This window comes from Neotabrizicola shimadae (assembly GCF_019623905.1).
In the GTDB taxonomy this organism is placed as follows: domain Bacteria; phylum Pseudomonadota; class Alphaproteobacteria; order Rhodobacterales; family Rhodobacteraceae; genus Neotabrizicola; species Neotabrizicola shimadae.
The window spans coordinates 3714760-3729593 of sequence record NZ_CP069370.1; the positions used below are offsets into that span (position 1 = coordinate 3714760).

The window sequence follows — 14834 nt, forward strand, 5'->3', positions numbered from 1 at the left end:
GTCCTCCCTGGGAAACGACGCGCTCCTCCTCAGAACGCGCTGTATCAAATAACGATACAGTGTATTGAAAATGATCGAGTCGGCCACATCCTGTCAAGCCCCCTTTCGGCGGGCCATGCCAGGCTCAGCATCAAAGATCAGATCGAGTCGCCAAACGATCCCTGGATCGTGCGCCGGAAATCCAGAAGTGCGGCCTTCACCTCTTCCTCGCGGCGCTGGAACCGGCTTGCTGGCATCGCCAGCGAAATCGCCAGCTTCCGGTCGCCCACGTCGGGCAAGGTCGTCGCCATGGCGCATATATCCACGCCAAATTCCTCTCGGTCGACATACAGGCCGATCTGGCGAAACGCCTCGACCTGGGCCATCAGCGCCTTTGGATCGGTGATGGTGTGCTTGGTGTAGGCCGGCAGGTCGTTGCCCAGAAGCTCCATCGCCTCGATCCGGCTCAACTGGCCCAGATGTGCCTTGCCGTTGGCCGTGCAATGCACCGGATGTTGCCGCCCCACATAGGAAATCACCTGGATATCCTCGTTCGAGGCGAATTGCTCGATTACTACGACCCGCCCCTGCTCCAGCACCGTCAGGTCGATGTTCTCGCCGATGCGGGCATGCAGTTCCTCCATCGCCGGGCGGAAAAGCACACGGGCATCCAGCGCCACCTTCGCCCCCAGGCGCGCCAGTTCCATGCCCAGGTAGACACCCTGCTGCCCGAAACTGCGCGTCACCAGCCCCTCGCCGTTCAGCGAACCGACCAGCCGCTGCACCGTTGACCTCGGCATCCCCGTGGCCTTGGCAATCTCGCCCAGGCTGGCGCCGGGGTGATCCGCCACGAATCGCAAGACCGCCACGGCGCGGCTGATCGACTGGCTCTCGCCCACCTTGCCCCTCTGTTCCGTCACCGTCGGCTCCCTGGCTTTGCTGCATCGGTGCTAACGCCCTGACAGCGAACGTGCAACGACGGGCTTGGGCGGCTGTTCCGAAATCTATTGACACAGATCGAATACAGCTTCATTTTTGGTATAGTGTATCACTAGTCGATACACACTGCCAGCCCGCAACCAGACCCCCCGGCACGGAGGAGCCGCCGGAAGGGTCCGCGGCCCCGGCCATGCCACAGGGAGGTTTCATGCTCACCAGACGCCGTCTGCTCACCACCGCCGCCGCGACCGGCCTTGCCGCGGTTTCCGTCCATCTGCCGCGCCCCGCCTTCGCGGCAGGCCGCGCGATCCGCATCGGTCTCGTGACGCCTGCCTCGGGCCCGCTCGCACCCTTTGCCGCAGCCGATTCCTTCGTGCTGGACCAGCTGAAGGACATCCTCGCCGCCGGTGTGCAGATCGCAGGCGAAACCCACCCGATCGAGGTCATCGTCAAGGACAGCCAGTCCAATCCCAGTCGGGCGGCCGAGGTCGCGGCAGAGCTGATCGACGGCGACGAGGTGGACCTGATCATCGCCGCCGGCACCGCCGACACGACCAACCCCACTGCCGACCAGGCAGAAGCCGCGGGTGTGCCCTGCATCACCACCGACACCCCTTGGCAGGCGCATTTCTTTGGCCGGCGGGGCGAGCCCGAGACGGGCTTCGACTGGACCTACCATTTCTTCTGGGGTCTCGGGCAGATCTCTGATGTCTATGTCGGCATCTGGAACCTCAAGGACACCAACCGCAAGATCGGCGCGCTGTGGTCGAACGACCCCGATGGCGTCGCGATCCAGGGCGGCGTGACCGAGGCAGTCACCAAAGACGGCAAGTTCACCCTCGTTGATGCCGGTCTCTTCGCACCCGGCTCGACCGACTTCTCGGCGCAGATCGCGCAGTTCAAGGAAGCCGGGGTGGAAATCCTCACCGGCCTGATGATCCCGCCGGATTTCTCGACCTTCTGGACCCAGGCGGCACAGCAGGGCTTCCAGCCGAAGATCGCCACCGTCGCCAAGGCGCTGCTCTTCCCGCAGACCATCGACGCGCTCGGCGACCGCGGCACGGGGCTTACGACCGAACTCTGGTGGTCGCCCTTCCACCCCTTCACCTCGTCGCTGACCGGCCAGTCGGCTGCCGATCTCTGCGCCGCCTTCGAAGCCGCGACCGGCACGCAATGGACCCCGCCTCTCGGCTTCAAGCATGCGCTGATGGAAGTGGCGATCGACGCCCTAAGGCGTTCCGCCGCGCTGGAGCCCGAGGCGATCCGCGACGCGATCAAGGCCACCAACCTTGCCACGATCGCGGGTCCGGTGAACTTCTCCGCCGGCCCGGTGCCGAACATCTCGGAAACCCCGCTCGTCGGCGGTCAGTGGATCAAGGGCACCGCCTTCCCGCATGACCAGTCGGTGATCTTCAACGCGACCGCGCCCGAGATTCCGGTGAACGCGGAACTCCAACTGCTCTGAACCGATGCAGGGTCTCGTCGAACTTGTAGGCCTGTCGCGCAGCTACGGGGCGCTGAAGGTGACGGACAACGTCACCCTCGGCATCCCCCGCGGCGAGGCCCTGGGCATCGTCGGTCCCAACGGGGCCGGCAAGACCACGCTCTTCAACCTGATCACCGGCACCGTCGCTCCCTCGTCCGGCCGGGTGATCTGGCGCGGACAGGACATCACCGCTCTGTCCGCCGCCAGCCGCTGCCGCGCCGGCATCGCCCGCAGCTTCCAGGTGCCGCAGCCCTTCGCCGGAATGACCGTCTACGAAAACGTCCTCACCGCCGCGATCTTCGGCGCCGGCCTCACCGCCCGCGCCGCCCGCGCCCGCACGCGGGACGTGCTGGAAGCCACCGAACTCGCCGACCGCGCTTCCCGCCTCGCCGGCGCCTTGCCGCTTCTCGACCGCAAGCGGATGGAGCTTTCCCGGGCGCTGGCCACCAACCCCGACCTCCTTCTGCTGGACGAGATCGCCGGCGGCCTGACCGACCAGGAATGTACCGCGCTGATCGCCCTCATCCGCAGCATCAACCGCGACCACGGCGTCACCGTCGTCTGGATCGAACATGTCGTCCACGCCCTTCTTGCCGTCGTCACCCGCCTCGTCGTGCTGGACCAGGGCCGCGTCGTGATGGACGGCGACCCGCACACCGTCATGGCCTCCGACCTCGTGCGCCGCCTGTACACGGGGCTCTCCGATGATTGAGGGCCTCTCCGTCACCAGCCTCACGGCCCATTACGGCGCCATGCGCGCGCTCTCCGGCGTCAGCCTGACCGTGCACCACGGCGAGGTCGTCAGCCTGATCGGCGCCAACGGCGCCGGGAAAAGCACGCTCCTGCGGTCCATCGCCGGCTACCAGCGCGCCCGCGGCCAGGACATCCGCCTGAACGGCGAAATCGTCGCCGGCCTTGCGCCCCACGCCATCGCCCGCAAGGGCGTGGTGCTCGTCCCCGAGGGCCGTCGCCTCTTCCCCGACCTCACCGTGACCGAGAACCTCAAGATCGGCGCCGAAACCCGCCGCGCGGGCGACTGGACGCTGGACCGTGTGCTTCAGGTCTTCCCGGCCCTCACCGAACGCCTGTCCCACCGCCCCGGCCAGCTGTCCGGAGGCCAGCAGCAGATGGTCGCCATCGGCCGCGCGCTGATGTCCAACCCCCAGATCCTCATGCTGGACGAGGTCTCGCTCGGCCTCGCCCCCAAGGTCATCGAAGAGCTCTACGCCGCCCTTCCGGCCATCCTGTCCACCGGCCTCGGCGCGCTGATCGTCGAGCAGGACATCGGACGCGCGCTGAAAGCCTCGGACCGCTTCGTCACCCTGCGTGAAGGCACCGTCGTTCTTGAGGGCGCCTCCGCCACCGCCGACCGCCACGCCATCACAACCGCCTATTTCGGAGCCGCCGCATGATCTGGCTCGACACGCTCATCCAGGGCCTTCTCGTCGGCGGCGTTTACGCGCTGGCCGCCGTCGGCCTCGCCCTCGCCTTTGGTGTCATGCGGCTGGTCAACATGGCGCATGGCGATGTCATGGTCACCGCGGCCTATGTCGCCTTCGCGCTGATGGGCCATGCCTTCGGCCTGATGCCTGCCATGTTGACCGCCATCCTGGTCATGGCCGCCGCCGGCTACGGCCTGCAACGCCTGATGCTGAACCGCACCCTCGGTGCCGACCCGCTGCCCTCGCTCCTCGTCACCTTCGGCCTGTCCATGGTGGTGCAGAACGTCCTGCTGCTCATCTGGACGGCCGACAGCCGCAAGCTCTCGCCCGGTCCAATTGGCGAGGCGTCGCTGACCCTCGCCCCCGGCCTCCAGGTCGGCGTCCTGCCGCTGATCACCTTCGCGCTGGCAGTGATCGGCCTTGTCGGGCTGCAACAGGTCTTCGACCGCACCCGCATCGGCCGCATCCTGCGCGCTGTGTCGAACGATCCCGAAATTGCAGGCGGCATGGGCATCGACAACCGCCACATCTATGCGCTGGCCATCGCGCTCGCCTTCGGTTTCGCCGCGCTGGCGGGGCTGTTCCTCGCCATGCGTTCGGGCTTCTCGCCCCAGGCCGGCTCGGGCTACCTGATCCTGGCCTTCGAGGTGGTGGTGATCGGGGGCCTCGGCCGGTTCGAGGGCGCTCTGATCGGTGGCATGATCCTTGGTCTTGCTCAGGCCCTTGCCGCCCGGATCGATCCGCAATGGCAACTGCTGGGCGGGCATGTCGTGTTCCTCGCCGTCCTGCTGGTGCGTCCCAACGGGCTCTTTTCGCGGGGGGCGCGCGGATGACCGGTCTCAACCTTACCCTGCGCGCCCTTCTCGTCGCTGCGCTGATCGCCCTGGCCGCTGCGCCCATCTGGGCCGGCAACAACCTCACCCGCATCCTGTCCGAAGGGCTCGTGCTCTGCGCCTTGGCGATCCTTTGGAACCTGCTCGCGGGCTATGCGGGCCGGGTTTCGGTCGGCCAGCAGGCCTTTGTCGGCATCGGCGCCTATGCCATGCTGGCCTTCAGCCTGCATACCGCCATGCCGCCGCTTCTGTCGGTGCCGCTGGCGGCCGTGGTCGGGGCGATCATTTCGCTGCCCATCGCGCTTCTGGTATTTCGCCTGCGCGGCCACTATTTCGCCATAGCCACCTGGGCCGTTGCCGAAATACTGCGCCTCGTCGTGATGCAGATCCCCGCGCTTGGCGGCGGTTCGGGCACCAGCCTGCCCGGATCGGTGCTGAAATCCATCTCGGCCGACCGCGGCCTGCGCGCCGATCTGATCTACTGGACGGTCTTCGCCGTCTTCGCCGCCACTCTCGTCGGCGCACTTCTGCTTATGCGCTCCCGTTGGGGCCTCGCGCTGCGCGCCATGCGCGACAGCGAACTGGCCGCCGAAAGCCTGGGCATCCGCCTTACGCCGCTGCGCCTTGCGGTCTATTGCGGCACCGCCGGCATGACCGCCGCCATCGGCGCCACGGTGCTCATGCAAAAGCTGCGCATCTCGCCCGATGCCGCCTTCTCGGTGCAGGACTGGACCGCCTTCATCCTGTTCATCGCGGTGATAGGCGGGGTCGGCACGCTGGAAGGCCCGATCCTCGGCACCCTCGTCTTCCTCCTCCTGCGCGAAACGCTGGCCGATTACGGGCCGGTCTATCTGATCCTGCTCGGCTCGGTCGGCGTCGCCACGATGCTTCTGGCTCCGCGCGGGCTCTGGGGCTGGCTGGGTCCGCGCGGGCTTTCCCTCCTTCCCGACAAGCACAACCCCTGAAGGCCGACCATGCCCCTCTCCGATGCCGATCTCGACACCGCCGCCCGCGCGCTTCACACTGCCGACAAGCAGGGCAAGGTGATCCCGCAACTCTCGAAGACCTGGCCCGAGATGACGCTGGAAGACAGCTATGCCGTCCAGCACCGCTGGATTCAGATGCGGCTTGCCGAAGGCGCCCGCGTCATCGGCCGCAAGATCGGCCTGACCTCGCGCGCCATGCAGCAGGCCAGCAAGATGACCGAACCCGACTACGGCATCATGCTGGACGATGCGATGTTCAAGGACGGCGCGCGCATCCCCGCCGGCCGCTTCATCAAGCCCCGGCTCGAGGTCGAGCTTGCCTTCGTCATGGGCCAGGACCTTTCGGGCGCCGGCTGCCAGATGCACGATGTGCTGCGCGCCACCGAATTCGTGACGCCCGCGCTGGAAATCATCGACTACCGGACAGAGGTGCCCCGCGCCATCGTCGACACCATCGCCGACAACGCTGCGTTCGGCGCCATCGTGCTGGGCGGGCGCATCTTCCGCCCCTTCGACATGGACCTGCGCTGGATCCCCGCCACCCTGTCCAAGAACGGCGTGATCGAGGAAACCGGCGTCTCCGCTGGCATCATGGGCCATCCCGCCGCCGGGGTGGCCTGGCTGGTAAACAAGCTCGCGCCGCTTGGCGACGGGCTGAAGAAGGGCGACATCGTTCTCGGCGGCAGCTTCACCCGGCCCGTGGACATCGCCTCCGGCGATGTGGTGCAGGCCGATTACGGCCCGCTCGGCGGCATCGGAGTCAGCTTCGCATGATCCCGAATCTCTTCAAGGCCGCGCTCCTGCGCGACGAGCGTGTCTTCGGACTCTGGTGCACGCTCTCCTCGCCCTTCGCAACCGAGGTCGTGGCCGGCTCCGGATATGACTGGCTCTTGCTCGACACCGAGCACAGCCCCGGCGACCCTCTGACCGTGCTGCCGCAATTGCAGGTGATCGCGGGTTACCCGTCGGTTTCGGCGGTGGTCCGCCCGGCCGCCAATGACACGGTGCTGATCAAGCGGTTCCTCGACCTTGGCGCGCAAAGCCTGCTGGTGCCCTATGTCAACACCCCGGCCGAGGCCGAAGCCGCCGTGCGCGCCACCCGCTACCCGCCCCACGGCATCCGCGGCGTCTCGGCCCTGACGCGCGCCACCCATTTCGGGCGGATGCCGGGCTATTTCGACCGCGCCTCGGACGAGATCTGCCTGATCCTGCAGATCGAAACGCGCGAGGCGCTGGATAATCTCGAAGCCATCGCCGCGGTGCCGGGGGTGGACGCGCTGTTCATCGGACCCGCCGACCTTGCCGCCAGCCTCGGCTACGGCGCCAACCAGCAGGACCCGGCGCTGCGCGCCACGGTGGCCGACGCCATCCGCCGCATCAAGGCCGCGCGCAAGCCCGCGGGCCTTCTGACCGGCGATACCGTGCTTCAGGGCATGGCGGTCGAGGCCGGGGTGAACTTCCTCGCCCTGGGCGTCGATGCCGGCATCCTCGCCCGCAGCAGCGAGGCCGTGCTCAAGACCGCGCGCCCGCCGAAGCCCTGAGCGGGGACAAGTGTGAACGCGCGGTTAATCCGCGCGCTCAACCCATTGAAATCATTGTATCCGGCAAGGCGTCCGAGCTCGGACGCCTCAGCCCCGCGGAAAGACCCGCCCGTCCATCAGCTTGCGGGCGGTGCGGATCGTCCCGGCCCCCGCCACCTGCCCGTCCCGAACCTCCAGATAGACCTCGGCCGCCCCGGTCGGATGCTCTACCCGGAACCGTCCGTCCTCTGGCACCACCGCCACCTCCGCCGCCGGGCTGCCAGGCAACAGGCAGGCCGAGGCCACCGACACCGCTGCAAAGACTCCGACCGAGGCATGGACCCGGCGGGGTATGAAGCTGCGGGTCCGGACCGCGCCGCCCTCCGCCGGGGCCGAAACCAGCACCATCTTGGGCACCGACTTCTCGGCCACCTCGCCCAGGTTCATCATCGGCCCCGCCTGCAGCCGGATCGCTTCGACCCGCGCGCAGACCGCTGCCATCGCCTCGATTTCCTCGCGCCCCTCGGCCCCCGTCAGCCCGAAATCGGCCGCCGCCATCACCACGCAGGGCATCCCCATGTCGATCAGTGTGCAGGCCACCCCGTCGATCACGTCGACCGCCCGCCCCGTGGGCAGCATTGCCCCGCACATCGACCCGGCCAGACCCTGGAACATCAGCGCGACCGGCGCCGCCGTGCCCGGCACGCCGTCGATGGCCGCTCCGCCGCGATAGCTGACCCGCCCCCCCGGCGTCGCGACCCGCGCCACCGCCACCTCGCCGGTATTGACCATGTGGATGCGCACCTCGGTCTCGCCGTCCCGCGCCGCCACCAGCCCCCGCTCGATCGCCGCCGGACCCACAGCCGCCAGGATGTTGCCGCAGCCCTGGGCATCGCTCACCAGCGGCTGGTCCACGAAGACCTGCAGGAACAGGTAGTCCACATCCGCACCCGCCCGCGACGAGCCCGACAGCACCGCCACCTTCGAGCACAGCGGGTCCGCCCCGCCGATCCCGTCGATCTGCCGCGGATCGGGCGAGCCCATGATCGCCAGCAGCAAGCCATCCCGCGCCGCCGGATCGGCGGGCAGGTCGTCTTTCAGGAAATACGCCCCCTTCGAGGTGCCCCCCCGCATCCACAGGCAGGGGATGCCGTCCGCGGCCGGGTCAGACATATTTCAGCCCCTTCGCCTCCAGTGCCGGCCGCATGCCATAGATGTCCAGCCCCAGTTCCCCCGATGCCAGCCGCCGGCGCTTGGCCTCTTCCGCCGCCAGCCGCTTCTCAGCCGCGGCCAGCACCGCCTCAGCCTCGGCTCGGCGCACGACGACCACGCCGTCGTCATCGGCCACCACCACGTCGCCCGGCTCGATGAGCTGCCCGGCACAAACGACGGGCACGTTCACGCTGCCGAGGGTCTCTTTCACCGTGCCCTGCGCACTGATCGCCTTGGACCAGACCGGAAAGCCCATCGCCGTCAGGTCGCGCACGTCGCGCACACCGGCGTCGATCACCAGCCCCCGGCAGCCCCGCGCCATCGCGCTGGTCGCCAGCAGGTCGCCGAAATAGCCGTTGTCACAGGGCGAGGTCGGCGCCAGCACCAGCACGTCGCCGGGCTGCAACTGCTCGATCGCCACATGCAGCATCCAGTTGTCGCCGGGCGGAGCGCTGATCGTCACGGCAGAGCCGGCGATCTGCGCGCCCCCCCAGATCGGGCGCATGTGGCTGGCAAGACACCCCTTGCGGCCCTGTGCCTCATGCACCGTGGCGACGCCAGCCGCGGCCAGCCCGTCGATCACGGCCGCCTCGGCGCGCTGGATGTTCCGGACGACGACGCCCATGCTCAGTGCTCCTTCTTCGGCACGGGGGGCGTGCCGTGTGTGTGGAATGTCTCGATGGTCTTCAGGCCCCAGGCCTGACCCTTCATGCGCTCGGTCTGGGTCCAGACCACCGGCTGCCAGTCCGGCGCCAGAATCAGCCGGGCGCCGGAATTGGCCAGCTCCACCCGGTTGCCGGCGGGTTCCCAGACATAGAGGAAGAAGGTGCCCTGAACCGCGTGCTTGTGCGGCCCGGTCTCGATATGGACGCCGTTCTGCAGGAAGATGTCGGCAGCGCGCAGGATGTCCTCGCGCTGGTCCGTGGCATAGGTCACATGGTGCAGCCGGCCGCTTCCGCCGCCATGTTCCTCGGTGCAGGCCAGGTCATAGGTCTTGTTGTTCACCGTGAACCAGCAGCCGCCCAGTCGCCCGTTGTCCAACTGGATCATCTCGGTCACGCGGCTGCCCAGGCAGGTCTCCATGAACCGGCGGAACTCGGTCACGTCTTCAGACAGAAGGTTCAGGTGGTCGATCCGCCGCGGCGCCGCCCCGGTGAAGGCCGAGGCGGTGTTCTTCAGCGCCGCCCGCTCGGCATCTTGCTGCGGTTCGTACCAGCGGGTTTCCCAGTAGATCTCGAAGACATGGCCGAACGGGTCCTCGAAGCGGAAGGCCGGGCCGTGGCCCATGTCACCCTCGGTCCAGCCATGGACCAGATAACCTGATGCCTCGATTGCCGAGACCCGGCGCGCCAGCGCCTCGGGCGACGCGGCGCGATAGGCGACATGGCCGATGCCGGTCCGGTCGCTGCGTGTCAGCTTCAGCGTGTGGAACTCGTAGTCATCCCAGGCGCGCAGCCAGGCGCTGGTCTCGTCCTGTCCCGACAGCGTCAGCCCGTAGACACGGGTGAAGAAATCCAGGCTTTCGTCGAAGCGGTCGGTCAGCATCTCGACATGGCCCAGATGGGCGATGTCGAAGGATGGGTTGGTCGGGCCTTGCACGGTTCTCTCCTCCCGTTCGGGCCGGCCGGGGCAGAGCCCCGGCGCAGCCGTCTTCCGTCTCAGGGTTTGCCCGCCGTGGCCAGCACGCCGGCCAGCCAGCCATAGGCCTCGGTCACGTCATAATCCCCCGAATGCGTGGTCATCCAAGGCAGGCGGAAATCTACCGATTGGACATCGGCATCCATGCGTGCGGCGTTGGCCAGCGAAAGCTCCACCGCGAAGGACGTGTCGCGGTCGATCATGCCGTGGCGGACATACCAGTAGGGGGCGGCCTTGGCATCGGTGCCAAGGTAGTTCATCGGGTTGATCAGACGCGTCTGGATGGCCAGCGCATTGTCGGGGGCCGCGGTGTAGGTGGCCCAGTCCTGACCGGTGTCATCCTTGCCCGAACCATCGCCCGCGACTTCGTTGTGATCCCAGCCAAAGGCCGAGAAGTTGGAATAGGGCAGGGTCGCCGCGCCGAAGAGCGAGTTTTCGCCGTCGATACCCTGATTGCCGGTGTTGGCCGTGCGGTCGAAGGCGGGCACGGTCTTCAGGGCGGCGGTCTGGGTCACGAAGGCAAGATAGGCATCCAGATCGAGGCTCTTGATCTCGCCGTTTTCCACGGCAAGCCACGTGTTCTTGGCTGTGGCCTCGATCGTTTCCGGACCTTTGTGCATGGTATAGGTGAAGTCCTCACCCAAGGCCGGGATCGGGGCGCCGCTGGCGATGCGGCGCTCCACCTCGCGCCGGACTTCGTCGGCAATCGCGTCCTTCATCGTTTCGGTAGTCAGCGGCGTGCCGTCAGCCAGATTCAGGCCAAGGCCGGCCAGATAGGCCGGATAGGCGGCGGCCAGTTCGGCAGAAGCGGCCTGGGCCTGCGCGCTCCACCCGCCTGCGGTGTTGTCGGCGGAACGAATACCTTGATAGAGCCATTCATAGGCCATGTCGGCATGGCTCAAGTCCGTGATCGGGCAATAGGCGATCACGGCGAAGACGTCGTCGTTCAGGCTGCTGGTCCCATCGGCGTTGATTCCCGCAGCGCCGATTTCGGCCAGGAAAGGATAGTAGTCGGGGCTGTTGCCGCTGGCCGCCACAACCGAGGACAGGCCACCGCCACCCGAGGTGCCGGTGATGACGATCCGCTCGGCCGAACCCGGCAGGGCGGCATCGTTCAGGCGCAGATAGCGGATCGCTGCCTTGGTATCGACAACCGCTGCCGGGGCCTTGCCCGGATAGCTGGCATCTGCCGCAACGATGCCGCGACCGCGGCTGCCGACATCGACATAGACATAGCCTGCCGCCAAGGCTGCCCCGGCCTTGTCGGTGTCGCTGTTCGAGACATAGGCCCCGCCATCCTGGATGCCGGGCTTCAGTTCGCTGGCAAACCAGCCCCCGTTGTTCACGTTCAGAATGATGGCAGAGCTGTCGGTCGCGGTTTCCGGTACGAAGATCGCCAGCTTCTGATAGGCGAGCAGGTCGGTCAGGGTCTGGGTTTCCGCGCCCGAAGGGCTGCCGCCCGGGCCCATGCGGCGGGCCGGCTGTTCAGCGGCCATGGCGACGGGTTTGCCGACATAGACCACCTCATAGCGGCGCAGGGCCAGCGGCTTGCCGTCTACGGTGACATTGACGGTCGTGAAGGCCGCCGGATCAAGCGTCAGCGGCGTCTCTTGCGCAGATGCCATCCCGGCCACCAGCCCGATAGAGGTTACAACGGTGCCGATCAGCGAGACGCGGCGCGACAGGTTCTTTCTAAGCACGGGGCAATCCTTTTCCTTGATGACATCAACTTGGTGCGATGCGGCATCGCTTCCTCCGTTGCGCATCCTGTACGATAACTGCGACGCTTTCCGTCGCTCAAAGACTGTCCACGGTGCGCGGGAAGATCGACTGGAAGCCTTCGGCATACTTGCAGGCCCGCCCGCCGGACTGACCGCCCGAGTTGCGGGTGAAATGGTTCGCGCGGTTTTCAGCAACGTTCCTGTAGAAGTGCCAGAGATGCTCTTGCCCCTCCATGCACTGGATCGCCGCCCATTTCTTTTCCCAGACCGGGGTGATGTCCAGGAAGGTGTCGGGCTTCCAGCCCATCTGCTCGGTTTGGTGCGGCTCGAACAGGTAGAGCTGCGGCGCGCCCAGGACCTTCTGGCCGGGATTGTGGCCCCAGGCCTGCGCGGTCGACCGGCACTCCAGCACCACCTGAGTCGTCAGCATGTGATCGGTGTTGTAGGGATCAAAGCTGCTGTGGCTCAGCATGAAATCGGGCTGGACGGCGCGCATCACGTCCACCAGGCGGTCCTTCCAGGCGCGGGTGAATTCCAGCGGGTAGTCGCCCATGTCGAAGGTGATCAGGTCATGCACACCAAGCGCTGCCGCGGCCTTTTCGGCCTCGGCCCGGCGCGCAGCCTTCACCCGCTCCAGCGTCATGCCAGGCTGCTTCCAAAGCTTCGCGCTCTCGCCCCTTTCGCCGAAGGACAGGCAGACGACGGTCACGTCGACTCCTTGCTCCTGATGCAGGGCGATGGCCCCGCCGCAGCGCCAGACGAAATCGGCAGCATGAGCGCTGATCACCAGCGCGGTTCGTTTCGCGGACATCTCGTCTCCCCTTATTCCGTGTCCGGGTTCTGCCCGCCGCGAGAGGTTTCGCCAATTCGAAAGCGAACGCCTCCCCATAAGGCCAGGCTATAGGCACTGGCTCTGCGTCGCGCGCCGCGCGACACTGGTCCCGCAGCGGAGGGAGAAAGTCATGCAGGTATCGCCAGGACCGCACATCGCGCTGATCGGCTTCGGCGAGGCCGGGCAGGCCTTTGCCACCGGCTGGGGACCAGCGGTTGCCGGGCGCGTCGCGGCCTTCGACATCCGCCCCCGCGCCGCGTTGACCAGGGCCGCCGCAGACCTTTGTGTTCCTCTTCATGCCTCGTCGGCAGCGGCGACGGCCCAGGCGCAGGTCGTTCTTTGCCTCGTCACCGCCGACCAGGCCATTGCGGCGGCTCGCGCAGCCGCGCCGGACCTGCCGCCCGGGGCGCTGTGGCTGGACGGCAATTCCTGCTCGCCCGGCGCCAAGCGCGCCGCCGCCGCGGTGATCGACGCCGCAGGCGGGCGCTATGTGGACATGGCAATCATGTCCCCCGTCCATCCGCGCCTGCACCGCTCGCCCGCGCTTCTTTCCGGTCCCCATGCCGAAGCGGCGCTGGACCTGCTAGCGCCGTTCGACATGACGCTGCGGGTGGTCGAGGGCGGCGTCGGCGCCGCCTCGTCGATCAAGATGCTGCGGTCGGTGATGATCAAGGGGTTCGAGGCACTGACCGCCGAATCCCTGCTGGCCGCCCGCCGTGCCGGAGTCGAAGGCGAGGTGCTGGCCTCGCTCCAGGCCTCCGATCCCGGCTGGGACTGGCCCGCCCGCACCGCCTACAATCTCGACCGCATGATGATGCACGGCCAGCGCCGCGCCGCCGAGATGCGCGAGGTCGCCGCCACTTTGCGCGAACTGGGCCTGCCGCATGACATGGCAAGCGCCACCGTCCTGTGGCAGGACCGGATCGGCGCCTTGGGCCTCGACCCCGGCCCCGCAGATCTGGCCTCCCGTGCCGACCGCATCCTTGATCGGCTCGAATGAAGACGAATCTGCGCCATCTCCGCGTCTTCCTGTCGGTCTTCGACACCGGTTCGATCACCCGCGCGTCAGAGGCCAACCTTGTCTCGCAGCCCTCCGTCACCCAGGCCATCGGAAAGCTGGAACGCCTCGCCGGTCAGGCGCTGTTCTTGCGCCGCCCCCAGGGGCTTTTTCCCACCCCCGCGGGCGAGACGCTGGCCAACCGCGTGCGCCGCGCGCTCTTGCTTCTCGACCCGGCGCTGACCGAGCTTGCCCCCCGCCTGCGACTGACGGCCACTGCCGCGCAGCTTCAGGCGCTGATCGCCGTGCGCGAGGCCGAGAACTTCACACTGGCCGCCCGCCGCATGGGCCTCGCGCAGCCGACCGTCCACCGCGCTGTGACGCAGCTGGAACAGGAAGCCGCCCGACCGCTGTTCGAACGCACGTCCTACGGCATGGTGGCCACCCGCCCCGCCCAGGTGCTGGCCCAGGCCGCCCGCCTGGCCTTTGCCGAGCTGGACCAGGCCGAGGCCGACCTTGCCGAACTGGCGGGCCGCGAGGTCGGGCGCATCGTGATCGGCGCCATGCCGCTGTCGCGCTCGTACCTTCTGCCCCGCGCGCTGGCCCAGTTCCGCAAGATGCGCCCCACGCTGCCAGTCAAGGCGTTGGACGGACCCTATGACGACCTGATGGCTGGCCTGCGCCGCGGCGAGGTGGATCTGCTGATCGGCGCATTGCGCGACCCCCCGCCGATCGGCGACGTGGAACAGACCCGCCTCTTCGACGACCGTCTCGCCCTTGTCGCACGCCCCGGCCATCCGCTCGGTGAAGGATCAGCCACTCTTGAAGCTGCCGCCCGCTACCCCTTTGTCGTCTCGACCGAAGGCACGCCGACCCGCGCCACCTTCGACCGCCTGATCGGGCCATATCACCCCCCCAGCCTGGTCGAGACCGGCTCGATGATCCTGATGCGCGAACTGCTGGTGGTTTCTGATCACGTCGGCTGCATCTCCGAGCTTCAGGTCCAGGCCGAGATCCGACTTGGCGCCGTGGTCCGCCTGGCCGTCGACCTGCCCGGCAAGCCGCGCCCCATCGGCCTGACCACGCGGCGCGGTTGGCTGCCGACCCGTGCCCAGGCCGATTTCCTGTCGGCCCTCACTGCCGCCGCGCCGCCCGCCCTATAGCAGGAACTTATGCGCGACCCCGGCCTTCCGAATGGGAATTTCTGACCTTCGGCGCGACAAGCGATCACCGGGCCTGGCGGGGGATG

The 14834-nt window shown here is 67.7% G+C and carries 15 protein-coding genes; 9 read left to right on the forward strand and 6 right to left on the reverse strand.

The window, feature by feature from the left end; genetic code table 11:
* Nucleotides 1–137 precede the first annotated feature (137 nt).
* Nucleotides 138–899: an IclR family transcriptional regulator gene (locus tag JO391_RS18005; RefSeq protein ID WP_220661805.1), complete on the reverse strand. Its 762-nt coding sequence runs from the start codon at nt 897–899 to the stop codon at nt 138–140.
* A 227-nt stretch (nt 900–1126) separates the two neighbouring features.
* Between JO391_RS18005 and JO391_RS18010 the strand changes: the two genes are divergently transcribed.
* From JO391_RS18010 to JO391_RS18040, 7 genes are read left to right on the forward strand one after another with little or no spacing between them, the layout of a single operon-like run.
* A complete protein-coding gene (locus JO391_RS18010) occupies nt 1127–2383 on the forward strand; it encodes an ABC transporter substrate-binding protein (RefSeq protein WP_220661806.1) in 1257 nt (418 codons plus the stop codon).
* 4 nt (nt 2384–2387) lie between these two features.
* Entirely contained in the window at nt 2388–3116 is a 729-nt protein-coding gene (locus tag JO391_RS18015; RefSeq protein WP_220661807.1) for an ABC transporter ATP-binding protein, read from the forward strand.
* Nucleotides 3109–3816: an ABC transporter ATP-binding protein gene (locus tag JO391_RS18020; protein WP_220661808.1), complete on the forward strand. Its 708-nt coding sequence runs from the start codon at nt 3109–3111 to the stop codon at nt 3814–3816. The genes JO391_RS18015 and JO391_RS18020 overlap by 8 nt, the downstream gene beginning before the upstream one ends.
* Nucleotides 3813–4679 carry a branched-chain amino acid ABC transporter permease gene (locus tag JO391_RS18025; protein WP_220661809.1) on the forward strand — a complete coding sequence of 289 codons (867 nt, stop codon included), beginning with the start codon at nt 3813–3815 and terminating at the stop codon, nt 4677–4679. Before JO391_RS18020 ends, JO391_RS18025 begins: the two co-directional genes overlap by 4 nt.
* Complete coding sequence (locus tag JO391_RS18030; RefSeq protein ID WP_220661810.1) at nt 4676–5644, forward strand: branched-chain amino acid ABC transporter permease; 969 nt, start codon at nt 4676–4678, stop codon at nt 5642–5644. Before JO391_RS18025 ends, JO391_RS18030 begins: the two co-directional genes overlap by 4 nt.
* Nucleotides 5645–5653: 9 nt before the next feature.
* Nucleotides 5654–6439: a 2-oxo-hept-4-ene-1,7-dioate hydratase gene (gene hpaH, locus JO391_RS18035; protein ID WP_220661811.1), complete on the forward strand. Its 786-nt coding sequence runs from the start codon at nt 5654–5656 to the stop codon at nt 6437–6439.
* Nucleotides 6436–7206 (forward strand): HpcH/HpaI aldolase family protein, encoded by a 771-nt coding sequence (locus JO391_RS18040; RefSeq protein ID WP_220661812.1) that lies wholly within the window; start codon nt 6436–6438, stop codon nt 7204–7206. Before hpaH ends, JO391_RS18040 begins: the two co-directional genes overlap by 4 nt.
* Before the next feature lie 87 nt (nt 7207–7293).
* On the opposite strand, the gene JO391_RS18045 is transcribed toward JO391_RS18040, so the two are convergent.
* The 5 genes from JO391_RS18045 to JO391_RS18065 form a co-directional block, all read right to left on the reverse strand.
* Nucleotides 7294–8358: a 4-oxalomesaconate tautomerase gene (locus JO391_RS18045; protein WP_220661813.1), complete on the reverse strand. Its 1065-nt coding sequence runs from the start codon at nt 8356–8358 to the stop codon at nt 7294–7296.
* Nucleotides 8351–9022 (reverse strand): 4-carboxy-4-hydroxy-2-oxoadipate aldolase/oxaloacetate decarboxylase, encoded by a 672-nt coding sequence (locus JO391_RS18050; protein WP_220661814.1) that lies wholly within the window; start codon nt 9020–9022, stop codon nt 8351–8353. Before JO391_RS18050 ends, JO391_RS18045 begins: the two co-directional genes overlap by 8 nt.
* A 2-nt stretch (nt 9023–9024) precedes the next feature.
* Nucleotides 9025–9996: a VOC family protein gene (locus JO391_RS18055; protein WP_259444748.1), complete on the reverse strand. Its 972-nt coding sequence runs from the start codon at nt 9994–9996 to the stop codon at nt 9025–9027.
* A 59-nt stretch (nt 9997–10055) separates the two neighbouring features.
* Entirely contained in the window at nt 10056–11735 is a 1680-nt protein-coding gene (locus tag JO391_RS18060; protein WP_220661815.1) for a subtype B tannase, read from the reverse strand.
* A gap of 97 nt (nt 11736–11832) precedes the next feature.
* Nucleotides 11833–12567 carry a PIG-L deacetylase family protein gene (locus tag JO391_RS18065; RefSeq protein ID WP_220661816.1) on the reverse strand — a complete coding sequence of 245 codons (735 nt, stop codon included), beginning with the start codon at nt 12565–12567 and terminating at the stop codon, nt 11833–11835.
* Between the two features lie 151 nt (nt 12568–12718).
* Here JO391_RS18065 and JO391_RS18070 point away from each other — a divergent pair, with 151 nt between their 5' ends.
* Together JO391_RS18070 and JO391_RS18075 are read left to right on the forward strand one after the other, a co-directional pair.
* Nucleotides 12719–13588: an NAD(P)-dependent oxidoreductase gene (locus tag JO391_RS18070; protein WP_220661817.1), complete on the forward strand. Its 870-nt coding sequence runs from the start codon at nt 12719–12721 to the stop codon at nt 13586–13588.
* Nucleotides 13585–14748 carry a LysR family transcriptional regulator gene (locus JO391_RS18075; RefSeq protein ID WP_220661818.1) on the forward strand — a complete coding sequence of 388 codons (1164 nt, stop codon included), beginning with the start codon at nt 13585–13587 and terminating at the stop codon, nt 14746–14748. Before JO391_RS18070 ends, JO391_RS18075 begins: the two co-directional genes overlap by 4 nt.
* Nucleotides 14749–14834: the final 86 nt, after the last annotated feature.

What these genes read in the sequence shown, in the direction of transcription:
- JO391_RS18010 (WP_220661806.1), top strand. Translation starts at nt 1,127, where the DNA reads ATGCTCACCAGACGCCGTCTGCTCACCACCGCCGCCGCGACCGGCCTT.
- JO391_RS18015 (WP_220661807.1), top strand. Translation starts at nt 2,388, where the DNA reads ATGCAGGGTCTCGTCGAACTTGTAGGCCTGTCGCGCAGCTACGGGGCG.
- JO391_RS18020 (WP_220661808.1), top strand. Translation starts at nt 3,109, where the DNA reads ATGATTGAGGGCCTCTCCGTCACCAGCCTCACGGCCCATTACGGCGCC.
- JO391_RS18025 (WP_220661809.1), top strand. Translation starts at nt 3,813, where the DNA reads ATGATCTGGCTCGACACGCTCATCCAGGGCCTTCTCGTCGGCGGCGTT.
- JO391_RS18030 (WP_220661810.1), top strand. Translation starts at nt 4,676, where the DNA reads ATGACCGGTCTCAACCTTACCCTGCGCGCCCTTCTCGTCGCTGCGCTG.
- hpaH (WP_220661811.1), top strand. Translation starts at nt 5,654, where the DNA reads ATGCCCCTCTCCGATGCCGATCTCGACACCGCCGCCCGCGCGCTTCAC.
- JO391_RS18040 (WP_220661812.1), top strand. Translation starts at nt 6,436, where the DNA reads ATGATCCCGAATCTCTTCAAGGCCGCGCTCCTGCGCGACGAGCGTGTC.
- JO391_RS18045 (WP_220661813.1), bottom strand. Translation starts at nt 8,358, where the DNA reads ATGTCTGACCCGGCCGCGGACGGCATCCCCTGCCTGTGGATGCGGGGG.
- JO391_RS18050 (WP_220661814.1), bottom strand. Translation starts at nt 9,022, where the DNA reads ATGGGCGTCGTCGTCCGGAACATCCAGCGCGCCGAGGCGGCCGTGATC.
- JO391_RS18065 (WP_220661816.1), bottom strand. Translation starts at nt 12,567, where the DNA reads ATGTCCGCGAAACGAACCGCGCTGGTGATCAGCGCTCATGCTGCCGAT.
- JO391_RS18070 (WP_220661817.1), top strand. Translation starts at nt 12,719, where the DNA reads ATGCAGGTATCGCCAGGACCGCACATCGCGCTGATCGGCTTCGGCGAG.
- JO391_RS18075 (WP_220661818.1), top strand. Translation starts at nt 13,585, where the DNA reads ATGAAGACGAATCTGCGCCATCTCCGCGTCTTCCTGTCGGTCTTCGAC.